15 protein-coding genes are annotated in these 18,407 nt (G+C 69.9%); 10 read left to right on the plus strand and 5 right to left on the minus strand.

The features are described from left to right. Positions 1-2: 2 nt before the first annotated feature. On the minus strand, positions 3-398 hold the full coding sequence (locus DMH03_RS37080) for a DUF3224 domain-containing protein (RefSeq protein ID WP_125796643.1): 396 nt from the start codon (positions 396-398) through the stop codon (positions 3-5). Between the two features lie 60 nt (positions 399-458). Here DMH03_RS37080 and DMH03_RS37085 point away from each other — a divergent pair, with 60 nt between their 5' ends. The 3 genes from DMH03_RS37085 to DMH03_RS37095 are packed head-to-tail and all read left to right on the plus strand — an operon-like array spanning position 459 to position 3,573. Further along, positions 459-1,427, plus strand: a complete 969-nt coding sequence (locus DMH03_RS37085) for a YafY family protein (protein ID WP_125796644.1) — start codon at positions 459-461, stop codon at positions 1,425-1,427. After that, positions 1,420-2,229, plus strand: a complete 810-nt coding sequence (locus DMH03_RS37090; protein ID WP_125796645.1) for a uroporphyrinogen-III synthase — start codon at positions 1,420-1,422, stop codon at positions 2,227-2,229. Before DMH03_RS37085 ends, DMH03_RS37090 begins: the two co-directional genes overlap by 8 nt. A gap of 54 nt (positions 2,230-2,283) precedes the next feature. Then, positions 2,284-3,573: a sensor histidine kinase gene (locus tag DMH03_RS37095; protein WP_125796646.1), complete on the plus strand. Its 1,290-nt coding sequence runs from the start codon at positions 2,284-2,286 to the stop codon at positions 3,571-3,573. A 324-nt stretch (positions 3,574-3,897) separates the two neighbouring features. Here the strand turns inward: DMH03_RS37095 and DMH03_RS37100 are convergent, their stop codons facing one another. Together DMH03_RS37100 and DMH03_RS37105 are read right to left on the minus strand one after the other, a co-directional pair. Next, positions 3,898-4,728: a siderophore-interacting protein gene (locus tag DMH03_RS37100; RefSeq protein WP_125796647.1), complete on the minus strand. Its 831-nt coding sequence runs from the start codon at positions 4,726-4,728 to the stop codon at positions 3,898-3,900. A 14-nt stretch (positions 4,729-4,742) separates the two neighbouring features. Then, positions 4,743-5,066, minus strand: a complete 324-nt coding sequence (locus tag DMH03_RS37105; protein WP_125796648.1) for an MGMT family protein — start codon at positions 5,064-5,066, stop codon at positions 4,743-4,745. Positions 5,067-5,120: 54 nt separating this feature from the next. Between DMH03_RS37105 and DMH03_RS37110 the strand changes: the two genes are divergently transcribed. Together DMH03_RS37110 and DMH03_RS37115 are read left to right on the plus strand one after the other, a co-directional pair. Then, positions 5,121-8,336: an ATP-dependent DNA helicase gene (locus DMH03_RS37110; protein WP_199749169.1), complete on the plus strand. Its 3,216-nt coding sequence runs from the start codon at positions 5,121-5,123 to the stop codon at positions 8,334-8,336. Beyond that, a complete protein-coding gene (locus DMH03_RS37115; protein ID WP_125796649.1) occupies positions 8,333-11,584 on the plus strand; it encodes an ATP-dependent DNA helicase in 3,252 nt (1,083 codons plus the stop codon). The genes DMH03_RS37110 and DMH03_RS37115 overlap by 4 nt, the downstream gene beginning before the upstream one ends. A 379-nt stretch (positions 11,585-11,963) precedes the next feature. Here the strand turns inward: DMH03_RS37115 and DMH03_RS37120 are convergent, their stop codons facing one another. Continuing rightward, a complete protein-coding gene (locus DMH03_RS37120; protein WP_125781025.1) occupies positions 11,964-12,350 on the minus strand; it encodes a MauE/DoxX family redox-associated membrane protein in 387 nt (128 codons plus the stop codon). Between the two features lie 88 nt (positions 12,351-12,438). Between DMH03_RS37120 and DMH03_RS37125 the strand changes: the two genes are divergently transcribed. Both DMH03_RS37125 and DMH03_RS37130 read left to right on the plus strand, forming a co-directional pair. Then, complete coding sequence (locus DMH03_RS37125; RefSeq protein WP_125796650.1) at positions 12,439-13,515, plus strand: TrkA family potassium uptake protein; 1,077 nt, start codon at positions 12,439-12,441, stop codon at positions 13,513-13,515. 171 nt (positions 13,516-13,686) lie between these two features. After that, the gene (locus tag DMH03_RS37130) at positions 13,687-14,094 is read left to right on the plus strand and encodes a hypothetical protein (protein ID WP_125796760.1); all 408 of its coding nucleotides are present in this window, start codon (positions 13,687-13,689) and stop codon (positions 14,092-14,094) included. 62 nt (positions 14,095-14,156) lie between these two features. On the opposite strand, the gene DMH03_RS37135 is transcribed toward DMH03_RS37130, so the two are convergent. After that, positions 14,157-15,245, minus strand: a complete 1,089-nt coding sequence (locus tag DMH03_RS37135) for a neutral zinc metallopeptidase (RefSeq protein ID WP_370311025.1) — start codon at positions 15,243-15,245, stop codon at positions 14,157-14,159. A 216-nt stretch (positions 15,246-15,461) separates the two neighbouring features. Between DMH03_RS37135 and DMH03_RS37140 the strand changes: the two genes are divergently transcribed. The 3 genes from DMH03_RS37140 to DMH03_RS37150 are packed head-to-tail and all read left to right on the plus strand — an operon-like array spanning position 15,462 to position 18,381. Further along, positions 15,462-16,625 (plus strand): hypothetical protein, encoded by a 1,164-nt coding sequence (locus tag DMH03_RS37140; RefSeq protein ID WP_125796651.1) that lies wholly within the window; start codon positions 15,462-15,464, stop codon positions 16,623-16,625. Beyond that, positions 16,619-17,260 (plus strand): DUF4129 domain-containing protein, encoded by a 642-nt coding sequence (locus tag DMH03_RS37145; protein ID WP_125796652.1) that lies wholly within the window; start codon positions 16,619-16,621, stop codon positions 17,258-17,260. Before DMH03_RS37140 ends, DMH03_RS37145 begins: the two co-directional genes overlap by 7 nt. Continuing rightward, positions 17,257-18,381 (plus strand): DUF4350 domain-containing protein, encoded by a 1,125-nt coding sequence (locus DMH03_RS37150; protein ID WP_125796653.1) that lies wholly within the window; start codon positions 17,257-17,259, stop codon positions 18,379-18,381. The genes DMH03_RS37145 and DMH03_RS37150 overlap by 4 nt, the downstream gene beginning before the upstream one ends. The last annotated feature ends 26 nt before the right edge of the window (positions 18,382-18,407 follow it).

Raw genomic sequence — 18,407 nt, forward strand, 5'->3', positions numbered from 1 at the left:
CCCTAGAGCGCGTATTCGAACGTGTACGACATCGTCGGCTCACCGAGTGCGCCGGTCGTGGTGCCGGTGCCGGTGATCCCGGCGAGTTCACCCGTTCCGGAGCCTTCGACGACCGTGAACGCCGACGAGATGCCCTTCGCGTCGAACCCGGTGTCGTGCTTGATCACGAAGCTTCCCTTGCGCCCGTCCACACTGCCTTCGATCCTTTCGAGACCGGGGGACGTCGTTCCGCCGCCGTCGAAGCCCTCGCCCGCGTAGTACAGCAGGTAGTCGATGACCGCCTCGCCTTCGATCAGCCCGCTGTAGGCGAAGGTGGCGTGCGCGTGTGCCACGCGCGGCCCGCCCTCCGTGCCGCTGACGAGGGCTTCTTCCCAGTTCTTCATGGCGAACGTGTTCATGGGTTCACCCTGTCAGCCATACCTGTCAGATCATGTCAGGTTTTCGGGGATACTGGGGTCATGCGCGCGAGCAGACTCCTGTCGGTCCTCCTCCTGCTGCAGAACCGCGGCCGGATGACGGCCGAGGAGCTGGCGACCGAGCTGGAGGTCTCGGTCCGGACGGTCTACCGCGATGTCGAGGCGCTGTCCGCGGCCGGCGTGCCGGTGTACGCCGATCGCGGGCGCACCGGCGGATATCAGCTCATCGACGGCTATCGCACGCGGCTGACCGGACTGACCGAAGAGGAGGCGCAATCGCTTTCGCTGGCGGGCCTGCCGGGCGCGGCCGCCGAACTGGGGCTGGGCACGGTCCTCGCCGCCGCGCAGCTCAAACTGCACGCGGCCATGCCCGCGGAACTGCGCGCCGGGGCGAGCAAGGTCTCCGACCGGTTCTACCTGGACGTTCCCGGCTGGCATCGCGGGATCGAGAGCCTGCCGCGACTGTCCGAACTGGCCGACGCGGTCTGGCACGCGCGGCGGATCAAGGTCCGGTACGAACGCTGGGGGCAGCGGAAGGTCGATCGCGTCCTCGACCCGCTCGGCCTGATCCTCAAGGCGGGCAACTGGTATCTCGCGGCGCGATGCGACGGGACCGACCGGACCTATCGGGTCTCCCGCATCGAAGAGCTCGACGATCTCGGTGAGACCTTCGAGCGGCCGTCCGACTTCGACCTCGCGCGCTACTGGCAGGAGTGGTCGGAGCAGTTCGAAAAGCGGATGTACTCGCGAGTGGCGGTGGTCCGGCTGAACGAGTTCGCCCGCATACTGGTGCCGTTCTATCTCGGAGCCGTCGGCGCGCGGGCGTTGCGGGAAGCGGACGCCGAGCCGGACGAAAACGGCTGGCTCACGATGGAACTGCCCGTGGAGCCGGGAGAACCGGCCGTCGGTGAACTGCTGCGGTTCGGCGGGAACCTCGAAGTGCTCGAACCGCCGGAGCTGCGCGAGCGGCTGGCGGAGGAGATCAGGAAGATGGGCGCGCGTTATGGCTGACCTGGACGGAATCACGATCGGGATCACCGCCGAGCGGCGGGCCGACGACTTCATCGGCGCGTTGGTGCGGCACGGCGCGACCGTCCTGCACGCGCCCACCATCCGCATCGTCCCGCTGCCCGACGACACCGAACTCCGGGCGGCGACGGACGCCGTGCTGGCCGGACCGGTCGGGTTCACCGCGGTCACCACCGGCGCCGGGTTCCGCGGCTGGCTTTCGGCGGCCGAAGGCTGGGGGCTGCGCGAACCGTTGCTGGAGCGGCTGGCGGCGTCACGGATCTTCGTGCGCGGACCGAAAGCGGCAGGCGCCGTGCGCGGCGAGGGGCTGCGCGAGGAATTCTCCGCGCCAGAGGAGAGCAACGCGGAACTGTTCGAAGGCTTGCGCGACGCCGGGGTCGGCGGCGCACGGGTCGCCGTCCAGCTGCACGGAACCCTGCTGCCCGAACTCACCGGTTCACTGCGGGACGCGGGCGCGGACGTCGTCCAGGCGCAGCCGTACCGCTGGCTTTCGCCCGCCGACGTCGGACCTGTGCACGAACTCGTCGAAAGTGTGCTGTCCGGACGCGTGCACGCGTTGGCCTTCACCTCCGCTCCGGCGGCCACGAACCTGCTCACGCTGGCGGGTTCGCGTCGCGAGGAACTCCTTGCTGCACTGCGAGGTCCGGTGTTGTGCGCATGCGTCGGACCGGTGACCGCGGCGCCGCTGGAAGCCGCCGGGGTGCCGACCGTCCAGCCCGAACGTCAGCGACTCGGCGCGCTCGTCAAACTTCTCGTCGCGGAACTGCGCATTCGGCCGTCTTGACGCGGCTAGCCCGCTTTGCCAGGCTCGACACATCGGACGCGGGGAGGGCGGCGGATGTCCGAGTCTCAATCGGTCACGTTCGTGCGCGCGATGTTGCGAAAGGGCTCCTCGGTCTTGGGCGCGAGCCCCGCCGACGAAGCACCCGACCCCGATTCCGTTCCCGACTGGCGCTACCGGGAAGACTCCGCGGACTCGCTGCTGATGCGCGCCATGCGCTACTCCGCCCTCGGCCCGATCTTCTACCGTGTGGCCGCGTTTCCCAAGGTATACATCGGTTTCCTGGTCGCGAACGGTTCGGCGGGGATCGTCCCGGTGTTGAGCACGACGCTACTGGCGGTGCTGCTCAACGTCTTCGCGGTCTGGTGGGTCGTGAAGGGCCGCGGGATCCGGGCGAAGACGTCCGGACGGCTGATGTACGCGGATCTCGCCGTGGGCGTGGTGCTCACGACGATCGTGGCCGTGGCCGCGCCCACCGAGATCCAGCCGTTCGCCATCGACGTCGCGTGGACGTGGATGGTCGGGACGGTGGCGTTGTGGACGCTGTCGTTCGGGCTGCCCGCCGCTTGCCTGCTGCTGATCGGGGCCCTGCCGTTCCGCGCGTTCCTGACCTGGATCGGCGGACTCCCGATCGACCATCCGCTCGCGGTGAGCCGATCGGTCGGCTGCATGGTCGCGCTCGTCGTGGCGATGGTGACCACGGCCGGGATCCTGATCCTGCTCGGCGTCGGCACCCGGTTCGCGCTGGGCATCGGGATGCGCCGCGGGCAGCGCGCCGAACGCCTGCGGACCCAGCGGGTCATGCACGACTCCGTGCTCCAAACGCTGGAAGCGATGGGCATGGAGGCGCCCGACGACGACTCCGCCGCCGCGCAACGGCTCGCCGAGATGCGTGCCGCGGCCCGGGCGCAGGCCGCCGAACTGCGCCGCGAACTGGCCGGTCCCGACGCGCCGTCGGCACGCGGCCTCGCCGCGGACCTCGCCGAGGTCGCCACCGAAATGGCGCGCGACGGCCTCCGCACCCAACTCGTCGCCGCCGAGACCGAAGAGAACTACCGCCTCTCGCACGCCCGCCGGACCGCCATCCGCGACGCCGTCCGCGAAGCGCTTCGAAACACCGTGAAGCACGCCGGAACGAACCAGGTCGTGCTTCGCGTCGAGGAGTCCGAAGGCGGCGTCGCGGTCATCGCGCGGGATCAGGGGACCGGCTTCAGCATGCTGGACCGGCCGCCGGGGTTCGGGATCAGCCAGTCGATCATGGCGCGGCTGGCGGAGGTCGGCGGGCGGGGGACGATCGATTCGCATCCGGGGCGGGGGACGCGGGTGACACTCTGGGTGCCGCACTGAGCTGTGGCTTGGGCGTGGGGTGCCTGGGGTGACCGGGCCGGTCCGTGAAGGACTCCTTGAGGGACCCAGAGTCCGTGAGGGCCTCCTTCACTACCTTCAGGGTAGGCAAGGAGGCCCTCGCGGCACGTTTCCAGCGACACTGAGGTGGGCCAAAGTGATAGCAAGGGACCCTTGCTATCACTTACGTAGGCAGGCTAAGCAAGCGGTAGCAAAGGTCCCTTGCTCTCTTTCCGCAGGTCAGCGGGTGCGCCCAAGGTGGCATTGGGGACATCCAACGTCCCCAATGCCACATTGGGCGCACCCCCGCCCCGCACTCGAGAGCGCTTAGTCCTCTTCGGTGGCTGGAGTCTCCCCGGCTTCCGCCTGCCGCATCGCTTCCCGCCCGGCGGCCTCTTCGCTCACGCCCTGCCGCCAGTATCCCGTGAAGCAGATCGCCCGCTTGTCCATTCCGCGCTCCCGCACGAGGTGCCGCCGCGTCAGCTTCACCATGTTCGCTTCGCCCGAGATCCACGCGTAAGGCGTCCCGCCCGGCAGTTCGGCCTTCCGCACGGCTTCGAGCACCGCGTCGCCGACAGGGCCGGAGCCCCGCACCACCCAGTGCAGCTCCACCGCCCCCTGCGTTTCGAAGACCTGCCGATCCTCGCGATCACCGATCTCGACGTAGACCACTGCTCGCGTCCCGGCGGGCAGCGCTTCGACGATCGCGCCGATCGCCGGGATCGCGGTCTCGTCGCCGATCAGTAGCTGCCAGGTCGTGTCCGGGGGCACGTCGTAGAGCCCGTGCGGCCCCAGGAAGGCGACTCGGTCACCCTCTGAAGCACGCGACGCCCAAGCCGAGGCGGGGCCTTCGTCGCCGTGCAGCACGAAGTCGATGTCGACCTCCTGCACCGACGGTCGCAGCGCGCGCACGGTGTAGGTGCGCATCGACGGCCGGACGTCGTCGGGCATCGCGAGGTAGGTCCGGTACCAGGACAGCACTTCGTCGCCGCTCAGCGGAGCGGGCAGCACGGGTTCCGCCTGGCCGGGCTGCGGGAAGAACACCTTCAGGTACTGGTCGGGAGCGTGGTCCACCAGCGACGCCCCCGAAAAGGTCACCCTGCTCATATGCGGGGTCAGCCTCCGGACTCCGGTCACCTTCGCCTCGATGTAACTCACTAGGCGAGGCTAACCTAAAAGAGAGCGCCGGGACCAGCGTCGTCGCCGGGATCACGCTGCCACCGGTATTTTCGCAGGTCGACGCGCTGTCCGTCGGCCAGCACGCCCTCCGCGCGCAGCTTCTCCAGCTGCTCGTGGACCAGATGCGGGGCAGGCGTCCCGTCGGCGCGCAGAATGCGGTGCCAAGGCAGGTCCTGGCCGTCCTCGCCGAGGATCCGCCCGACCAGCCGTGGGGACGGGGCCCCCGAAACCGACGCTATATCCCCATAAGTCGCAACCGAGCCGGCGGGCACGCTCGCGATGACCTCGCGCACCCGCTCGTGCAGTTCGTCATCCATGGGACCACTTTGCCGTGCCGCTGCGAGGTTGTGTCGGCGGGGCGTGGTTCCATCGTGGGCGTGAACGGGCGGCGAACAGCGGTAGGAACCGACGCGCGGCTGGTCCGCACGCCGGTCACCGGCACGCCCTCGTTCCAGTGGGATTCCGGCGCCCGGCGCCTGCTGGCCGCCCCGGACGGCTTCCGCCGGGTCCTCGGCGGCCCTGGCACGGGCAAGACGGCCCTGCTGGCGTCGGCGGCTTCGCGGCGTATCGCGGAGGGCGCGGACCCGGAGAGCGTGCTCATCCTGACCACTTCTCGCAAGGCGGCCGAGGTCCTGCGCGCCGACATCACCCATCGGCTCACCACCGATCCGGAAGAGGATCCGCTGCCGCGCACGATCCGTGAGCCGCTCGTGCGCACGGTGCACTCGTACGCGTACGCGCTGTTGCGGATGGAGGCGCAGGCCGACGAACTCCCGCCGCCTCGCCTGCTGGCCGGAGCGGAGCAGGACGTCGTCGTCCGCGATCTGCTCGCCGGCGACATCGAGGCGGGCGCGCTCGACTGGCCAGAGCAGCTGCGGCCCGCGCTGAACGTGCCCGGTTTCGCCGAGGAACTGCGAGACCTCCTGCTCCGCGCCGCCGAACGCGGGCTCGGCCCGGAGGACCTGGTCGAACTCGGCAGGCGGCGCGGCCGCGACGAGTGGATCGCGGCCGGGCGCTTCTGGAGCCAATACGAAGAGGTCACGCTGCTGCAGGGCGCGGGCGGCAACGCACTCGGCGTCGCGAGCGCGCCCGCGCTGGACGCGGCGGAGCTCGTCACTTCCGCGCTGCTCGCGCTGGAGGACGACCCCGAACTGCGCGAACGCGAGCAGCGCCGCGTCCGGCACCTGTTCGTCGACGACGCCCAGCATCTCGACCCGTTGCAGACCCAGCTCATCCGGCTCATCGGGCACGCGGCCGACGAATTCGTCGTCGCGGGTGACCCCGATCAGTCCGTGTTCTCCTTCCGCGGCGCGGATCCCCGGCTGTTCGCCGACGCGGATGAGGACGGCGAACGCACCGTCCTGCTGACCACGGCGCACCGGCTCGCCCCGGTGATCCGCACGGCCGTCACGAAACTCGGTTCCGTGCTGCCCGGCTCGTCGCCGCAGCGCAAACTCGTCGACGCGCCGGACGCCGAGGGTGGCGCGGTCCGCGTCCGGCTGATGCCGACCCCGGCCGCCGAGGCGAGCTGGATCGCCGATCAGCTCCGCCGCGCGCATCTCGTGGACGGCGTGCCGTGGTCGGAGATGGCGGTGCTCGTCCGGTCGCCCGCCCGTACTTTCCTTGTCCTGCAACGCGCTTTGCGGGCGGCCGGGGTGCCGATCGGTTCGGCCACCGAGGAACTGCCGCTCGCGAAACAGCCCGCGGTCCGTCCTCTGCTGGCGATGCTGCGGCTCGCCGCGGATCCGGACCTGCTCGACGTCGACCTCGCCGAGATGCTGTTGTCGTCGCCGCTGGGCGGCGCGGATCCGCTCGCCCTGCGGCGGCTGCGTCGAGGCTTGCGCAGGCTGGAACTCGCCGGCGGCGGGCAACGATCGAGCGACGAGCTGCTGGTGGAAGCCTTACGTACCAACGATGTCCTCACCGGTCTCGCCGATGCCGAGTCGCTGCCGATGCGCCGGGTCGGCGGTTTGCTGCACGCCGCACACCAGGCCGTGGTGCGCGGCGACGGTGTCGAGCAGGTGCTGTGGGATCTGTGGCAGGCCGCCGGTTTGGAGCAGCGCTTACTGCGCTTGGTCGATCGCGGTGGTTCTCTCGGCTCGCAGGCGGATCGGGATCTCGACGCGATCGTCGCCCTCTTCGACGCGGCCGGTCGCTATGTCGACAGATTGCCGAAGGCGAGTGTCGCTTCGTTCGCGGATTATCTGTCCTCGCAGAACATCGCGGGTGACACGCTGGCGCCCGCGGCCATGAAGAGCGACGGCGTCTCGCTGCTGACGGCGCACGCGGCCGCCGGTCGCGAGTGGACGGTCGTGTCCGTCGCCGGTGTGCAGGAGGGCAGCTGGCCGGATCTGCGGCTGCGCGGTTCCGTGCTCGGCGTGGAACGGCTGGTCGACCTCATGTCCGGCGTCGACGACGAAAAGGTGTCCGCCACCGCGCCGATCCTCGCCGAAGAGCGGCGGCTGTTCTACCTCGCCGCGAGCCGCGCGAAGAAGACGTTGCTGGTCAGCGCGGTCGCGGGGGAGGACGAGCAGCCCTCGCGGTTCATCGACGACCTCGAAGAGAACGGCGCGGACGACGGCGGCCTCGATTCGCGGATGAAGCCTGCCGGACGTTCGCTGGTGCTCGCCGAACTCGTCGGTGATCTGCGCGAGGTGGTCTGCGACGAATCGAGCGAGCCCGAAAGGCGGCAGCGGGCGGCGCGTCAGCTCGCCAAATTGGCCGCCGCCGGGGTGCCGGGCGCACATCCGGGCACCTGGTACGGCCTGCTGGAACCCTCCACCGGCGAACCCGTGCACGGGCCGGGCGACCTCATCCGCATCTCACCGTCCACTGTGGAGGTTCTGGTCAAATGCCCGCTGCGGTGGCTGATCGAACGCCACGGCGGTAGCGACCCGGCGCAACTCGCGGCCGTCACGGGAACCCTGGTGCACGGCCTCGCGCAGGCGGTCGCGGGCGGCAGCAGCGACGAGCAGATCCGCGCCGCCCTCGACGAAGCGTGGGTGCGGGTCGACGCGGGAGCGCCGTGGTTCTCGCGCCGCGAGCGGTCGCGGGTCGAGCAGATGCTGCGGAACTTCATCTCCTGGCTGGAATCCAGCCGCAGGGAGCTGATCGAAGCCGGGGTCGAGCAGGACATCGAGGTCGAGCTTCCGGTCGGAGATGACGATGTCCGCGTGCTCCTGCGCGGCCGCGTCGACCGCGTCGAGATGGACAAGGACGGCCGTCCGGTCGTCATCGACATCAAGACCGGCAAGGTCCCGATCTCCGCCGCCGACGCCGAACAGCATCCGCAGCTCGCCGCGTACCAGCTCGCCGTGCTGCTCGGCGCGGTCGAAGGCGGTTCGAAACCCGGTGGCGCGCGGCTGGTCTATGTCGCGAAGTCCAACAACAAGACCGGCTCCACCCAGCGCGAGCAGGCGCCGCTGGATGAGGACGGCGGCAAGCAGTGGCTTGAACTGGTGCGTTCGGCCGCCGGATCCGCTGCGGGCCCGGAGTACGGGGTCACCGAAAACCCGGACTGTGATCGTTGCCCGGCAAGGGGTTGCTGTCCGCTGCGGCCCGAGGGCAGGCAGGTGACCGGGCCATGATCTCCGCACTCCAGCGCCGTCAGGTCGAACCGGGCGAGATCGCTCGCGCGCTCGGCCTGCACAGTCCGACCGACGAGCAGGCCGAGGTCATCGCCGCGCCCATCGAGCCGTCGCTGGTGGTCGCTGGCGCGGGTGCGGGCAAGACCGAGACGATGGCCGCGCGCGTGGTGTGGCTGGTGGCCAACAGCATCGTGCCGCCGGAACGCGTCCTCGGCCTGACCTTCACCCGCAAGGCCGCCCGCCAGCTCGGCGAACGCGTCCGCACCCGGCTGCGCCGCCTCGTCGGATCGGGGCTGCTCGACCGGATCGACCCGACCGGCGACCTGCGCATGACGGTGACGGCAGGCGAGCCGACGGTGCTCACCTATCACGCGTACGCCGGGCGGCTGCTGTCCGAACACGGCCTGCGGCTGCCCGTCCAGCCCGGGGTCCGGCTGCTTTCGGAGACGTCTTCGTGGCAGTTCTCGCATCGCGTGGTGTCCACTTGGGACAATGACCTCGACACCGATCGCGTGCCCGCCACGGTGACGGCGCAGTTGCTGGCACTGGCCGGGGAACTCGGCGAGCATCTGGTCGAGCCCGAACGGCTGGCGCAGTACACGTCCTGGCTGTGCGAGGTCATCGAGAACGCGCCGCGGGCAAAGGGGCAGCGTGCGGCGCTGCCACAGAAACTGGCCGAAGTCATGACTGCGCAACGGTTCCGGCTCGCGCTGCTGCCGCTGGTCGAGGCGTATCACGCGCGGAAGCGAGCCGAGGGCGCGCTCGACTTCGCCGACCAGATGTCCTTGGCCGCGCAGCTCGCCAGCAGCTATCCGGCGGTGGTCGCGGGGGAGCGGGAGCGCTACGGCGCCGTCCTGCTCGACGAGTACCAGGACACCGGGCACGCCCAGCGGATCCTGCTGCGGTCGTTGTTCGGCGGCGTCGAGCATCCCCCGATGCCGGTGACCGCGGTGGGCGACCCGGCGCAGGCCATCTACGGCTGGCGCGGGGCGAGCGCGGCGAACCTGCCCCGGTTCACCACGGACTTCCCGCGCGACAACGGCGAACGGCTCGTCCCGGCGCTGGATTTCGGGCTGCTGACCAGTTTCCGCAACCCACCCGAGGTGCTCGAACTCGCGAACGCGATCTCGGAACCGTTGCGAGAGCGCGGGCTCGGTGTCGCACGGCTGCGTGCGCTGGAGGGCGCGGGGACGGCCGACATCGCCACCGCGCTGCTGCCGGACGTCCGCGCCGAACGCGAGTGGGTGGCCGACGCGGTGGCGAAACGCTGGTTCGAAACCGTGGAGGAGACCGGAAAGCCGCCGACCGCGGCGGTTCTGGTGCGCCGCCGCGCCGACATGGCGCCGATCGCGGCGGAGATGCGGGCACGCGGGCTTCCGGTGGAGGTCGTCGGCCTCGGCGGCCTCCTCGACGAACCCGAGGTCGCGGACCTGGTCAGCACGTTGCGGGTGCTCGCCGATCCGCTCGCGGGCAGTGCCGCCGCCCGGTTGCTGACCGGGGCGCGCTGGCGGATCGCGGCGGCCGACCTCGCGGCGTTGTGGCGCCGCGCGGGCGAACTGTCGTCTCCGGTGCCGCCTTCGGGAAAGTCCGATGTGGACGAACCGGTACTGGTGACCGAACGGGTCGAGCAGGCGGGCCTCGCCGACGCGATCGACGATCCCGGGACGCCGGACCGGTATTCGTCCGAGGGTTACCGGCGGATCCGGAAGATCGGCGCCGAGCTTTCGGCGTTGCGGCGACGGCTCGACCAGTCGCTGCCGGAACTGGTCGCCGACGTGGAACGCACCATGCTGCTCGACGTCGAATCACTGGCCCGCCCGGGGCCGGCCGGACGCGCGCATCTGGACGCTTTCGCCGACGTCGTCACGGATTTCGCCGAGACGTCGCCGACGGCCACTCTTTTGTCCTTTGTGGACTATCTGAACACGGCCGCGCACGCGGAGGACGGGCTCACCCCCGGTGAGGTGGAGGTCGTTCCGGATCGGGTCCAGGTGCTGACCGTGCATTCGGCCAAGGGGCTGGAATGGCGCATCGTCGCGATCCCGCATCTGGTCAAGGAGGTCTTCCCTGGACGGCGGCGTTCGTCGTCGTGGCTGCGGACGTCGACTTCGCTGCCCGCCGCGCTGCGTGGGGACTCGGAGGACCTGCCGGAGCTGCGGATCCCCGAGGGCTCGGACCGCAAGGAAGTGCAGGAAGCGCTGGAGCTGCACGAAGAAGGCTTCATCGCGCGGGAAGCGGACGAGGAGCGGCGGCTCTGCTACGTCGCGCTGACCCGCTCCGAACACACGATGCTGATCTCCGGCCATTGGTGGAACGAGAGCAGCGCGCGGCCGAAGGGGCCTTCGGAGTTCCTGCTCGAAATCGGCGAGGTGATGCGCGGGAGCTCGGTCGGCCGGATCGAGCACTGGGCCGACGAGCCGGAAGCCGACGGGGAGAACCCGCTGGTCGCCGACTCCCGCCGGTCGCGGTGGCCGGTCGACCCGCTGTGGCCGCGGCGCGAAGGCGTCACCAACGGCGTCGATCTGGTCGTCGGCGCGATGGAAGACGCGGAAGAGGAAGAGGAAGAGGACGATCCGGACGGCTGGATCTCCGACACCAAGGTGCTGCTGGAGGAGCGCGCGCGGGCGCAGAACCGCGTTCAGCAGGTCGTCCTGCCGGCGCATCTCTCGGTGAGTCAGCTGGTCGAGCTGTCGGCCGACCCCGCCGCGCTGGCGAAACGGCTGCGGCGACCGCTTCCCGTGCGCCCCAACACTTACGCGCGCCGAGGGACGGCGTTCCACGGCTGGCTGGAGCAGCGGTTCGGCGGCGAGCAACTGCTGGAGATCGACGACCTGCCGGGCGCGGCGGACGTCGACGAAGCGCCAGACTCCGAGCTGGAGGCGTTGCAGACGGCGTTCGAGAAGAGCGAGTGGTCGCACCGGGTGCCGCACGCCGTCGAGGTCCCGTTTTCGGCGGACGTCGTGGGCGTGACACTGCGCGGGCGGATGGACGCCGTATTCGCCGACGCCGACGGCGGATGGACCGTCGTCGACTGGAAGACCGGCGCCGTGCCGGAGAAAGACCGGCTCGCGCCGCTGGCCGTGCAGCTGGCGGCGTACCGGCTGGCGTGGGCGGCACTCAAGAAGGTGCCGGTCGAGAAGGTGCGAGCGGCGTTCCACTACGTGAAACACGACAAGACCGTCCGTCCGGCGGACCTGCTGGACGCCGAAGGCCTGCGGCAACTACTGCGGAGCGTCCCGACGATCTAGCGATTCGTCACCTACTTGCGGTCCTTGCGCGCGCAACTACCGCAAGTAGGTGACGAATTGCGGGGGTCACACGGTGCCCGCACCACCGGCCCGGTCACGACCGAGAGGTGACCGACGTGAGGGGTGTGGATATAGGGACACTCAACGTCCCTATATCCACACACCTCACCTGCAAGCCGCGCATTCAGAGGACGAAATGCGGGACATCGAGCGTCGGCCCGCCGCCGTGACCGTGACTGTGACTGTGTGGATTTCTGGTCATCTAACGCACCAAAATCCACACGGTGCCCGCATCATCGGCCCGCCGCGCAATTCGTCACCTACTTGCGGTCCTTGCGCGTGCAACTACCGCAAGTAGGTGACGAATTGCGGGAGGGGGTCAGGCGCGGTCGCGCACCTTCAGCGCCCAAGTCACCAGCGGGATCTGGAGCGGGACGCGGGCCCAGAACGCCGCCCGCCAGTGCTTCGGCGCCTTTCGGCGGTCGGCGTCGACGGCCATCTTCACGTTCCCCGGCAGGACCACGACGAACAGCAGCGCGGCCGCGAGCCCGCCGAGCCGCCGGGTCTTCGGCGCGGCGATCGCGGCGGCGACGCCCAGCTCGGCCACGCCGGAGCCGTAGGTCCATGCCCGGGGGGAGCCGGGAAGCTGCTTCGGGATGATGGCGTCGAAGGGCTTCGGCTGGGCGAAGTGCAGCACACCGGCCGCGCCGAGCAGGCCGGCGAGGAAATACGCGGGCCGCTGAGACGGCTTGGAATCCGAAGACATGCCCTGAGCTTCGCATACCGCGCTCAACGTGAGGATCTTCGGCTATCCTCCCGACCGTGAGTGACGCGGACCAGGCCGGAGCCTGTGCATGAAGGTTCTCAAGCGCTTCCCGGTCCGGCTGAGCGACCGTCCGGACCACGAGCTCGTCGGCGTGATCCGCATGCCGGAACTGACGGTCAGCCCGCTGCGGTCGATCCTCAAACGGATCATCGGCGCGATGCTCGCCCTGCTCGCGACCGTCCTGATCGTCTACTTCGACCGGGACGGCTACCGCGACGCCAACGGCGACGGGCTCAGCCTGCTCGACAGCCTCTATTACGCGACAGTGTCGCTGTCGACCACGGGGTACGGTGACATCGCGCCCGCGACGTCGTCCGCGCGGCTGGTGAACGTCCTGGTGATCACCCCGCTGCGGGTGCTCTTCCTCATCGTCCTGGTCGGTACCACTCTCGAAGTGCTCACCGAGCGCTCCCGTCAGGCTTTCAAGATCCAAAAGTGGAGGACGAAGGTGCGTGACCACACGGTCGTCGTCGGATTCGGCACGAAGGGCCGGTCGGCGGTCAACGCGCTGCTCGGGGACGAGAACGTCGAACCCGACCACATCGTCGTCGTCGACACCGACCAGCAAGCCCTCGAAGCGGCCACCGCGCTCGGCCTGGTGGTCGTGCACGGTTCGGCCACCCGCGCCGACGTGCTGCGCGTCGCCGGGGTGCAGCGGGCCAAGGCCGTGGTCGTCGCCCCGAACCGGGACGACACCGCGGTGCTGGTCACGCTGACCGCGCGCGAGCTGGCACCGAAGGCGCACATCGTGGCTTCGGTGCGTGAAACGGAGAACGTCCACCTGCTCAAGCAGTCGGGCGCGAACCAGGTCGTGGTGTCGAGCGAGACCGCCGGGCGACTGCTCGGCATGGCGACGTCGACGCCGCTGGTGGTCGACATGGTCGAGGACCTCCTCACCCCCGAGTCCGGTCTCGCGATCGCCGAACGCCCGGTGGAGCCGTCCGAAGAGGGCGGTTCGCCGCGGCATCTGTCGGACATCGTGCTGGGTCTCGTCCGCGACGGCGTCCTCTACCGCGTGGACGCTCCGCAGGCCGACGCCATCGAGCCGGGCGACAAGCTGCTCTACGTCCGGAAGGTGACCTCCGCGGAGACGATCGAGCGGTAGCGGGGGACCTTTGCTATCACGCTGTCAGGACAAAGAGGGCTCCTCCGTCCTACCGCTGGTATCGCGTCCCCCGGCTCCTGTGTTTTGCCGCCGGGTTCTGGAAGCATGGCGTTCGTGCGCAAGCGATCGGACCCCGCCAGAGGGCTCACCCCGGGGTGGAACTCCCTGGCCGTGGCGGCCGGTGCCGGCCTGCTGGTGATCTTTCTGGCCTGGTTCGCCGGGCCGGGGCTGTTCGGCATCACGAACGAGCCCCGGGGGACGACCGTGCGGGCGGAGGTCGTCGAGCCCGCGCCCTGCACGGGCGGCGGCGCGACCGAGAAGGTCAAGTTCGAATTCGGCGGCAAGCCGATGGAGGGTTCGCTCAACGGCTGCGGGCACGGCAAGGGCGAGCGCCTCGAGGTCGTCGTCCCGGACGGGGCTTCGGGCGACGGCGTCTCGGTGCACGCGGCCGACGCGACAGCGGGAGCCAGCGACGCGCGGCGGCCGCTCGGGATGGCGCTGCTGGTGTTCAGCTGCTTCGCCGGCGGGATGTACGTCTACCTGGTGCTACGCGGGCCGCGGAGGCTCGCGACGGCCTGATCCCGCGATCACGCGTGATTGAAGGGCGATCACGCGTGATTGAAGGCGGAACTCACGTGAAGTCAGGAAACGGCGCTTCCCGGGGCCGAGAAGGTGTTGCAGTCGGCGATCCGGTTGTTGCTCGCGCCCGCCCGCCACCAGGACGCGTAATGCGCGTTCGTCCCGTGGTCCTGGCTGCGCGAGGTGTTGTCGCCCCGGGTCTCCTGGTCGTTCCATGCCTTGTTGTACATGTCCCGGCTGACCGTGCCGCCCTGGTCGACGTGCGCGCCGAGGAACATCCCGGAGAAGCACTGCGCCTGGAGTTCCTTGCGCCGTGACATCTCCAGCCCGGCGGGGCTGTTCTGGCCCGCGTCGTAGATCTTCTGCCAGGCGGCGTCCATCAGCCCGGCGACCTCCTGCACGTGATGCCCGTACTCGTGCGCGAAAAGGGCGAGGTAGACGCCGGGGTTGTTGCCGTACTGGTCGGTCTGGAGACCACGGAACGGCACGTAGAGGTTGTTCTCGCAGTAGTACGCCGCCGTCGCGATGCCCACCTGGATCGTGCCGCATTCGGTTTCGAAGCTGGCCCCGGTCGGGAAGTGCAGCGCGGGCGGGGTGAACGGCAGGTCGTAGGCGTCGAGGAACGGTCCCCACGCGTTGTCGAGGCATTTGCCCGCCGCGGTGAAGAACGCCTCGGCGGCCTGCTGGCTGCTCTGCCACTGCGGCAGCGTGCAGACCCGGTTCTGCAGGCCCGCGTTGGGGTCCTGGAGGATCGGGTGGTCGCCGAGTTTGAGGATCTTCTGCGGCCCGCTCGACGACGACGGCGCCCTGGACGGCGACGACGGGAACGGGTTCGTCGAGGACGACGGCGAGGAAGACCCGCTCGGCGGCAACGCGGCCGGGGAAGTCGGGTTCGGCAGGGTCGAATAGCCCGCGTTCGCTACGTGATCGGTGCCGTCACGATTGAGTGAAATGATCGCGACGAGGCCGAGGACCAGTACGGCGACCGCGCCCAGGCAGATGCCGACGATCGCGCCCACGGACCGCCGTCGTGGTGGCGGCGGTGGAAACTGGTGCGGCGCGCCGTGCCACTGGGCAGGAGGCTGGCCGTGCACCGGCGGTGGCTGGACGGCGCCGCGTGGCGGCCACTGGCCGTGGGGCGGTTGCGTCATCAAGTCGGTCCCGGTGGTTCTAGGGGCGAACCGGGGGTACCCGGCCCGATGTTCAGCATAACGAGCTAACGGTGTCCCTTCCCACAGCTCGGCTGCAGAGGGTATCCAGCATGAGGCGAGTGGTCACCCATCAGTGTCGTCACCCCAGCTCTGGCCGGGTGTCGGACCCTCTGGAAGAGTGGGCGTAAGCAACGTGAACGGGTAAGGGGCTGTCGCATGACGGAGACCGGCGGACCGTCCGGGCCGGAAGGTACCGAAACTCCGGGCGAACCGGCACAGCCGAAGGCGGTCGAACCAGCACAGCCGAAGGCGGGCGAACCGGCACAGTCGCAGGCGGACCTGCCGACACCGCCGCGGGGGGAAGTGCCGCCGTCGGCGCCTGAGCAGCAGCAGTGGCAGTCCCCGTCCGGGGCCACGCCGCCGCCGCTGCCGTCCTACCAGGCGCCGCAGCAACAGCAGCAGTATCCGAACTGGAAGGTCGGTCTCGGCAGGCCAGGGGTCATCCCGCTGCGCCCGCTGAACCTCACCGACATCCTCGACGGCGCGGTCACGACCATGCGCCGGTACTGGCGGATGGTCTTCGGCGCCGCCGCCGTGACCGCCGTGCTGACCGCGGCCATCGATCTGATCGGGTACTTCCTGGTCGACACGACCGAGGACCTCGAGCGGCTCCGCGACCTCGGTCCGGCGGCCACCGATCAGGAACTGCTGAACCAGACGCTGGACATGCTCGGCGGATCGTTGGCGGCGAGCTTCGTCAGCCTGATCGCCACGATGATCGGGACCACGCTGCTCACCGGGTTCCTGACCGTCTTGATGGGCAAGGCCGCACTGGGCAAACCGATCGTCTTCAAGGAGGCGGTGAAGGAGGCGGCGGGACGGCTGCTGCCGCTGCTCGGGCTGACCGTGCTCTACACGCTGGCGATCATGGTCGCGGCGATCTTCTGTTTCGTGCCCGCGATCATCCCCTTCACCTTCTGGGCGCTGGCCAGCCCGGCGCTGCTACTGGAACGCGGCACCGTGCGGGAGGCGTTCCGCCGGTCGGCGAAGCTGGTCTCGGGGATGTTCTGGCGGATCTTCGGGATCTTGCTGCTGGCCGCCGTGATCTCGGCGTTCCTGGCGATGATCATCACGATGCCGTTCAGCTTCGGTGCGTTCATGACCCTGTTCACCGATCCCGAGCAGGTGTACATCCCCTCGACCGGTGACCTGATCCTGCAGTCGGTGGGCACGGTGATCGCGCAGACGATCGTCGGCCCGTTCTCCGCGCTGGTGACCGTGATCCTCTACATCGATCAGCGGATGCGCCGTGAGGGCATGGACATCGAACTGGCCCGCGCGGCCGGGATCGCGACGCCGCCTCCGCCGCAGGCATGGTGACGCGTTTCCTCTCCGAGGTCCCGGTCGACATCGACCGGGACACCGCCCGGCTGCGTGCCGCCGAGGAGCTCGCGGGTCAGCCTTATCAGGCCGCGAAGCCGAGCTGGCTGTCCCAGGCGTTCAGCTGGGTGCTCGAAAAGCTGTTCGGCGTCCTCGAAACCGTCGACAGCGCCGTGCCAGGCGGGATCTTCGCCGTGGTGCTGCTGGTCGTCGTGCTGATCGTGGTGGTCGTGGTGATCCGGCTGAAATCCGGTCCCTTGGCGGCGTCGGCCAAGAGCGGCCGTGCCGTGTTCGCCGGGCAGCGCAAGGCTTCCGGCGAACATCGCAAGGCGGCCGAGGAGGCCGCGTCGCGGGGTGACTTCGACGACGCCGTCCGTGAGCTCTTCCGTGCCGTGGTGCGGTCTTTGGAGGAACGGGCGTTGCTGGACGAGAAGTCCGGCCGGACCGCCGACGAGGCCGCCATCGAAGCCGGACGGCTGCTCCCCGACGTCGCCGTGGCCCTGCGCGCCGGCGCCCGGCTGTTCGACGACGTCCACTACGGCGACATCCCGGCCACCGAGGCCGGCTACCGGTCACTGTCCGAATTGGACGAACGTTGCCGTCGCGCGAGGCCCGTCGCCTTGGCGGCCGGATGACCTCGGTTTCGCCCGACGCCCGCCGGATCTGGCGCGGGGTGCGGTTGCCGCTCGCGGTCGTCCTCATGCTCGTGCTGACCGGGACGCTGCTCGTCCTCGTCCAGGGTGAGCAGACCACCGGCGCGCTCGAACCGGGGTCCTACGAGCCCGGTGGCAGCCGTGCGCTGGCGACCTTGCTGGAACGGGAAGGTGTCAAGATCCCGGTCGTGCGCACCGCCGCCGCGGCCAAGGGTGTCGCGCGGGAAGCGACCGTCTTGATCACCCAGCCCGCGTACCTGCCCAAGAACACCTTCGCCGAAATCCGGCGGAGCGCCAAGCATGTCGTGCTGGTGCAGCCGAGTCCTGCCACGGTCGAGGAAATCCTCCCCGGCGTGCGGTCGACCGGTCGGCTCGAAACCGAGACCCGTTCCCCGGACTGCCAGGCCGCGGATCCCGTCGCGGCGGGCAGCGCGACGATGGGCGGCTTGAAGTACACGGCCACGCAGCCGCGAGCGCAGGAATGCTACGGCGGCTCGTATCTCGAAGTGCCCGGTCCGGAAGGGACGGTCACCGTACTCGGCACCCCCGAGCCGCTGACCAACGAATGGCTCGCGAACGAGGGCAACGCGGCGCTCGCGATGCGGTTGCTCGGGAAGCACGAACGGCTGGTCTGGTACCTGCCGACACCGGCGGATCCGTCGCTCGAAGCGGAGAAGAAGCCGCTGTCCGAACTGATCCCGGCGGGCTGGTCGTACGCGGCGTTGCAGGCTGGCATCGCGGTGGTGCTGCTGGCGTTGTGGCGCTCGCGGCGGCTGGGCCAGGTGGTGACCGAACCGATCCCCGTCGTGGTGCGCGCGGCCGAGGCCACCGAGGGACGGGCGAGGTTGTATCGCAAGGCGAAGGCCGCCGCGCACGCCGGGGAGACCCTGCGTGAGGCGGCCCGCGCGCGGCTCCGGCCGTTGCTGGGGCTCACCCGTGACGCGGAACCCGCGGCGCTGGTGGAGTCCGTCGCCGTGCGGACCGGCCGCGCGCCGGCCGAGATCGGCGCGCTGTTGTACGGGGACCCGCCCGCGGATGACGCCGCCCTGGTGCGGCTGGCGGACGGACTCGATGTCGTGGAACGAGAGGTGGAGCGGTCTTGAGTACCGAACAGTCCGAGCAGGGCACT

Origin of the sequence: Amycolatopsis sp. WAC 01376, assembly GCF_003947415.1 — a bacterium.
Classification (GTDB): domain Bacteria; phylum Actinomycetota; class Actinomycetes; order Mycobacteriales; family Pseudonocardiaceae; genus Amycolatopsis.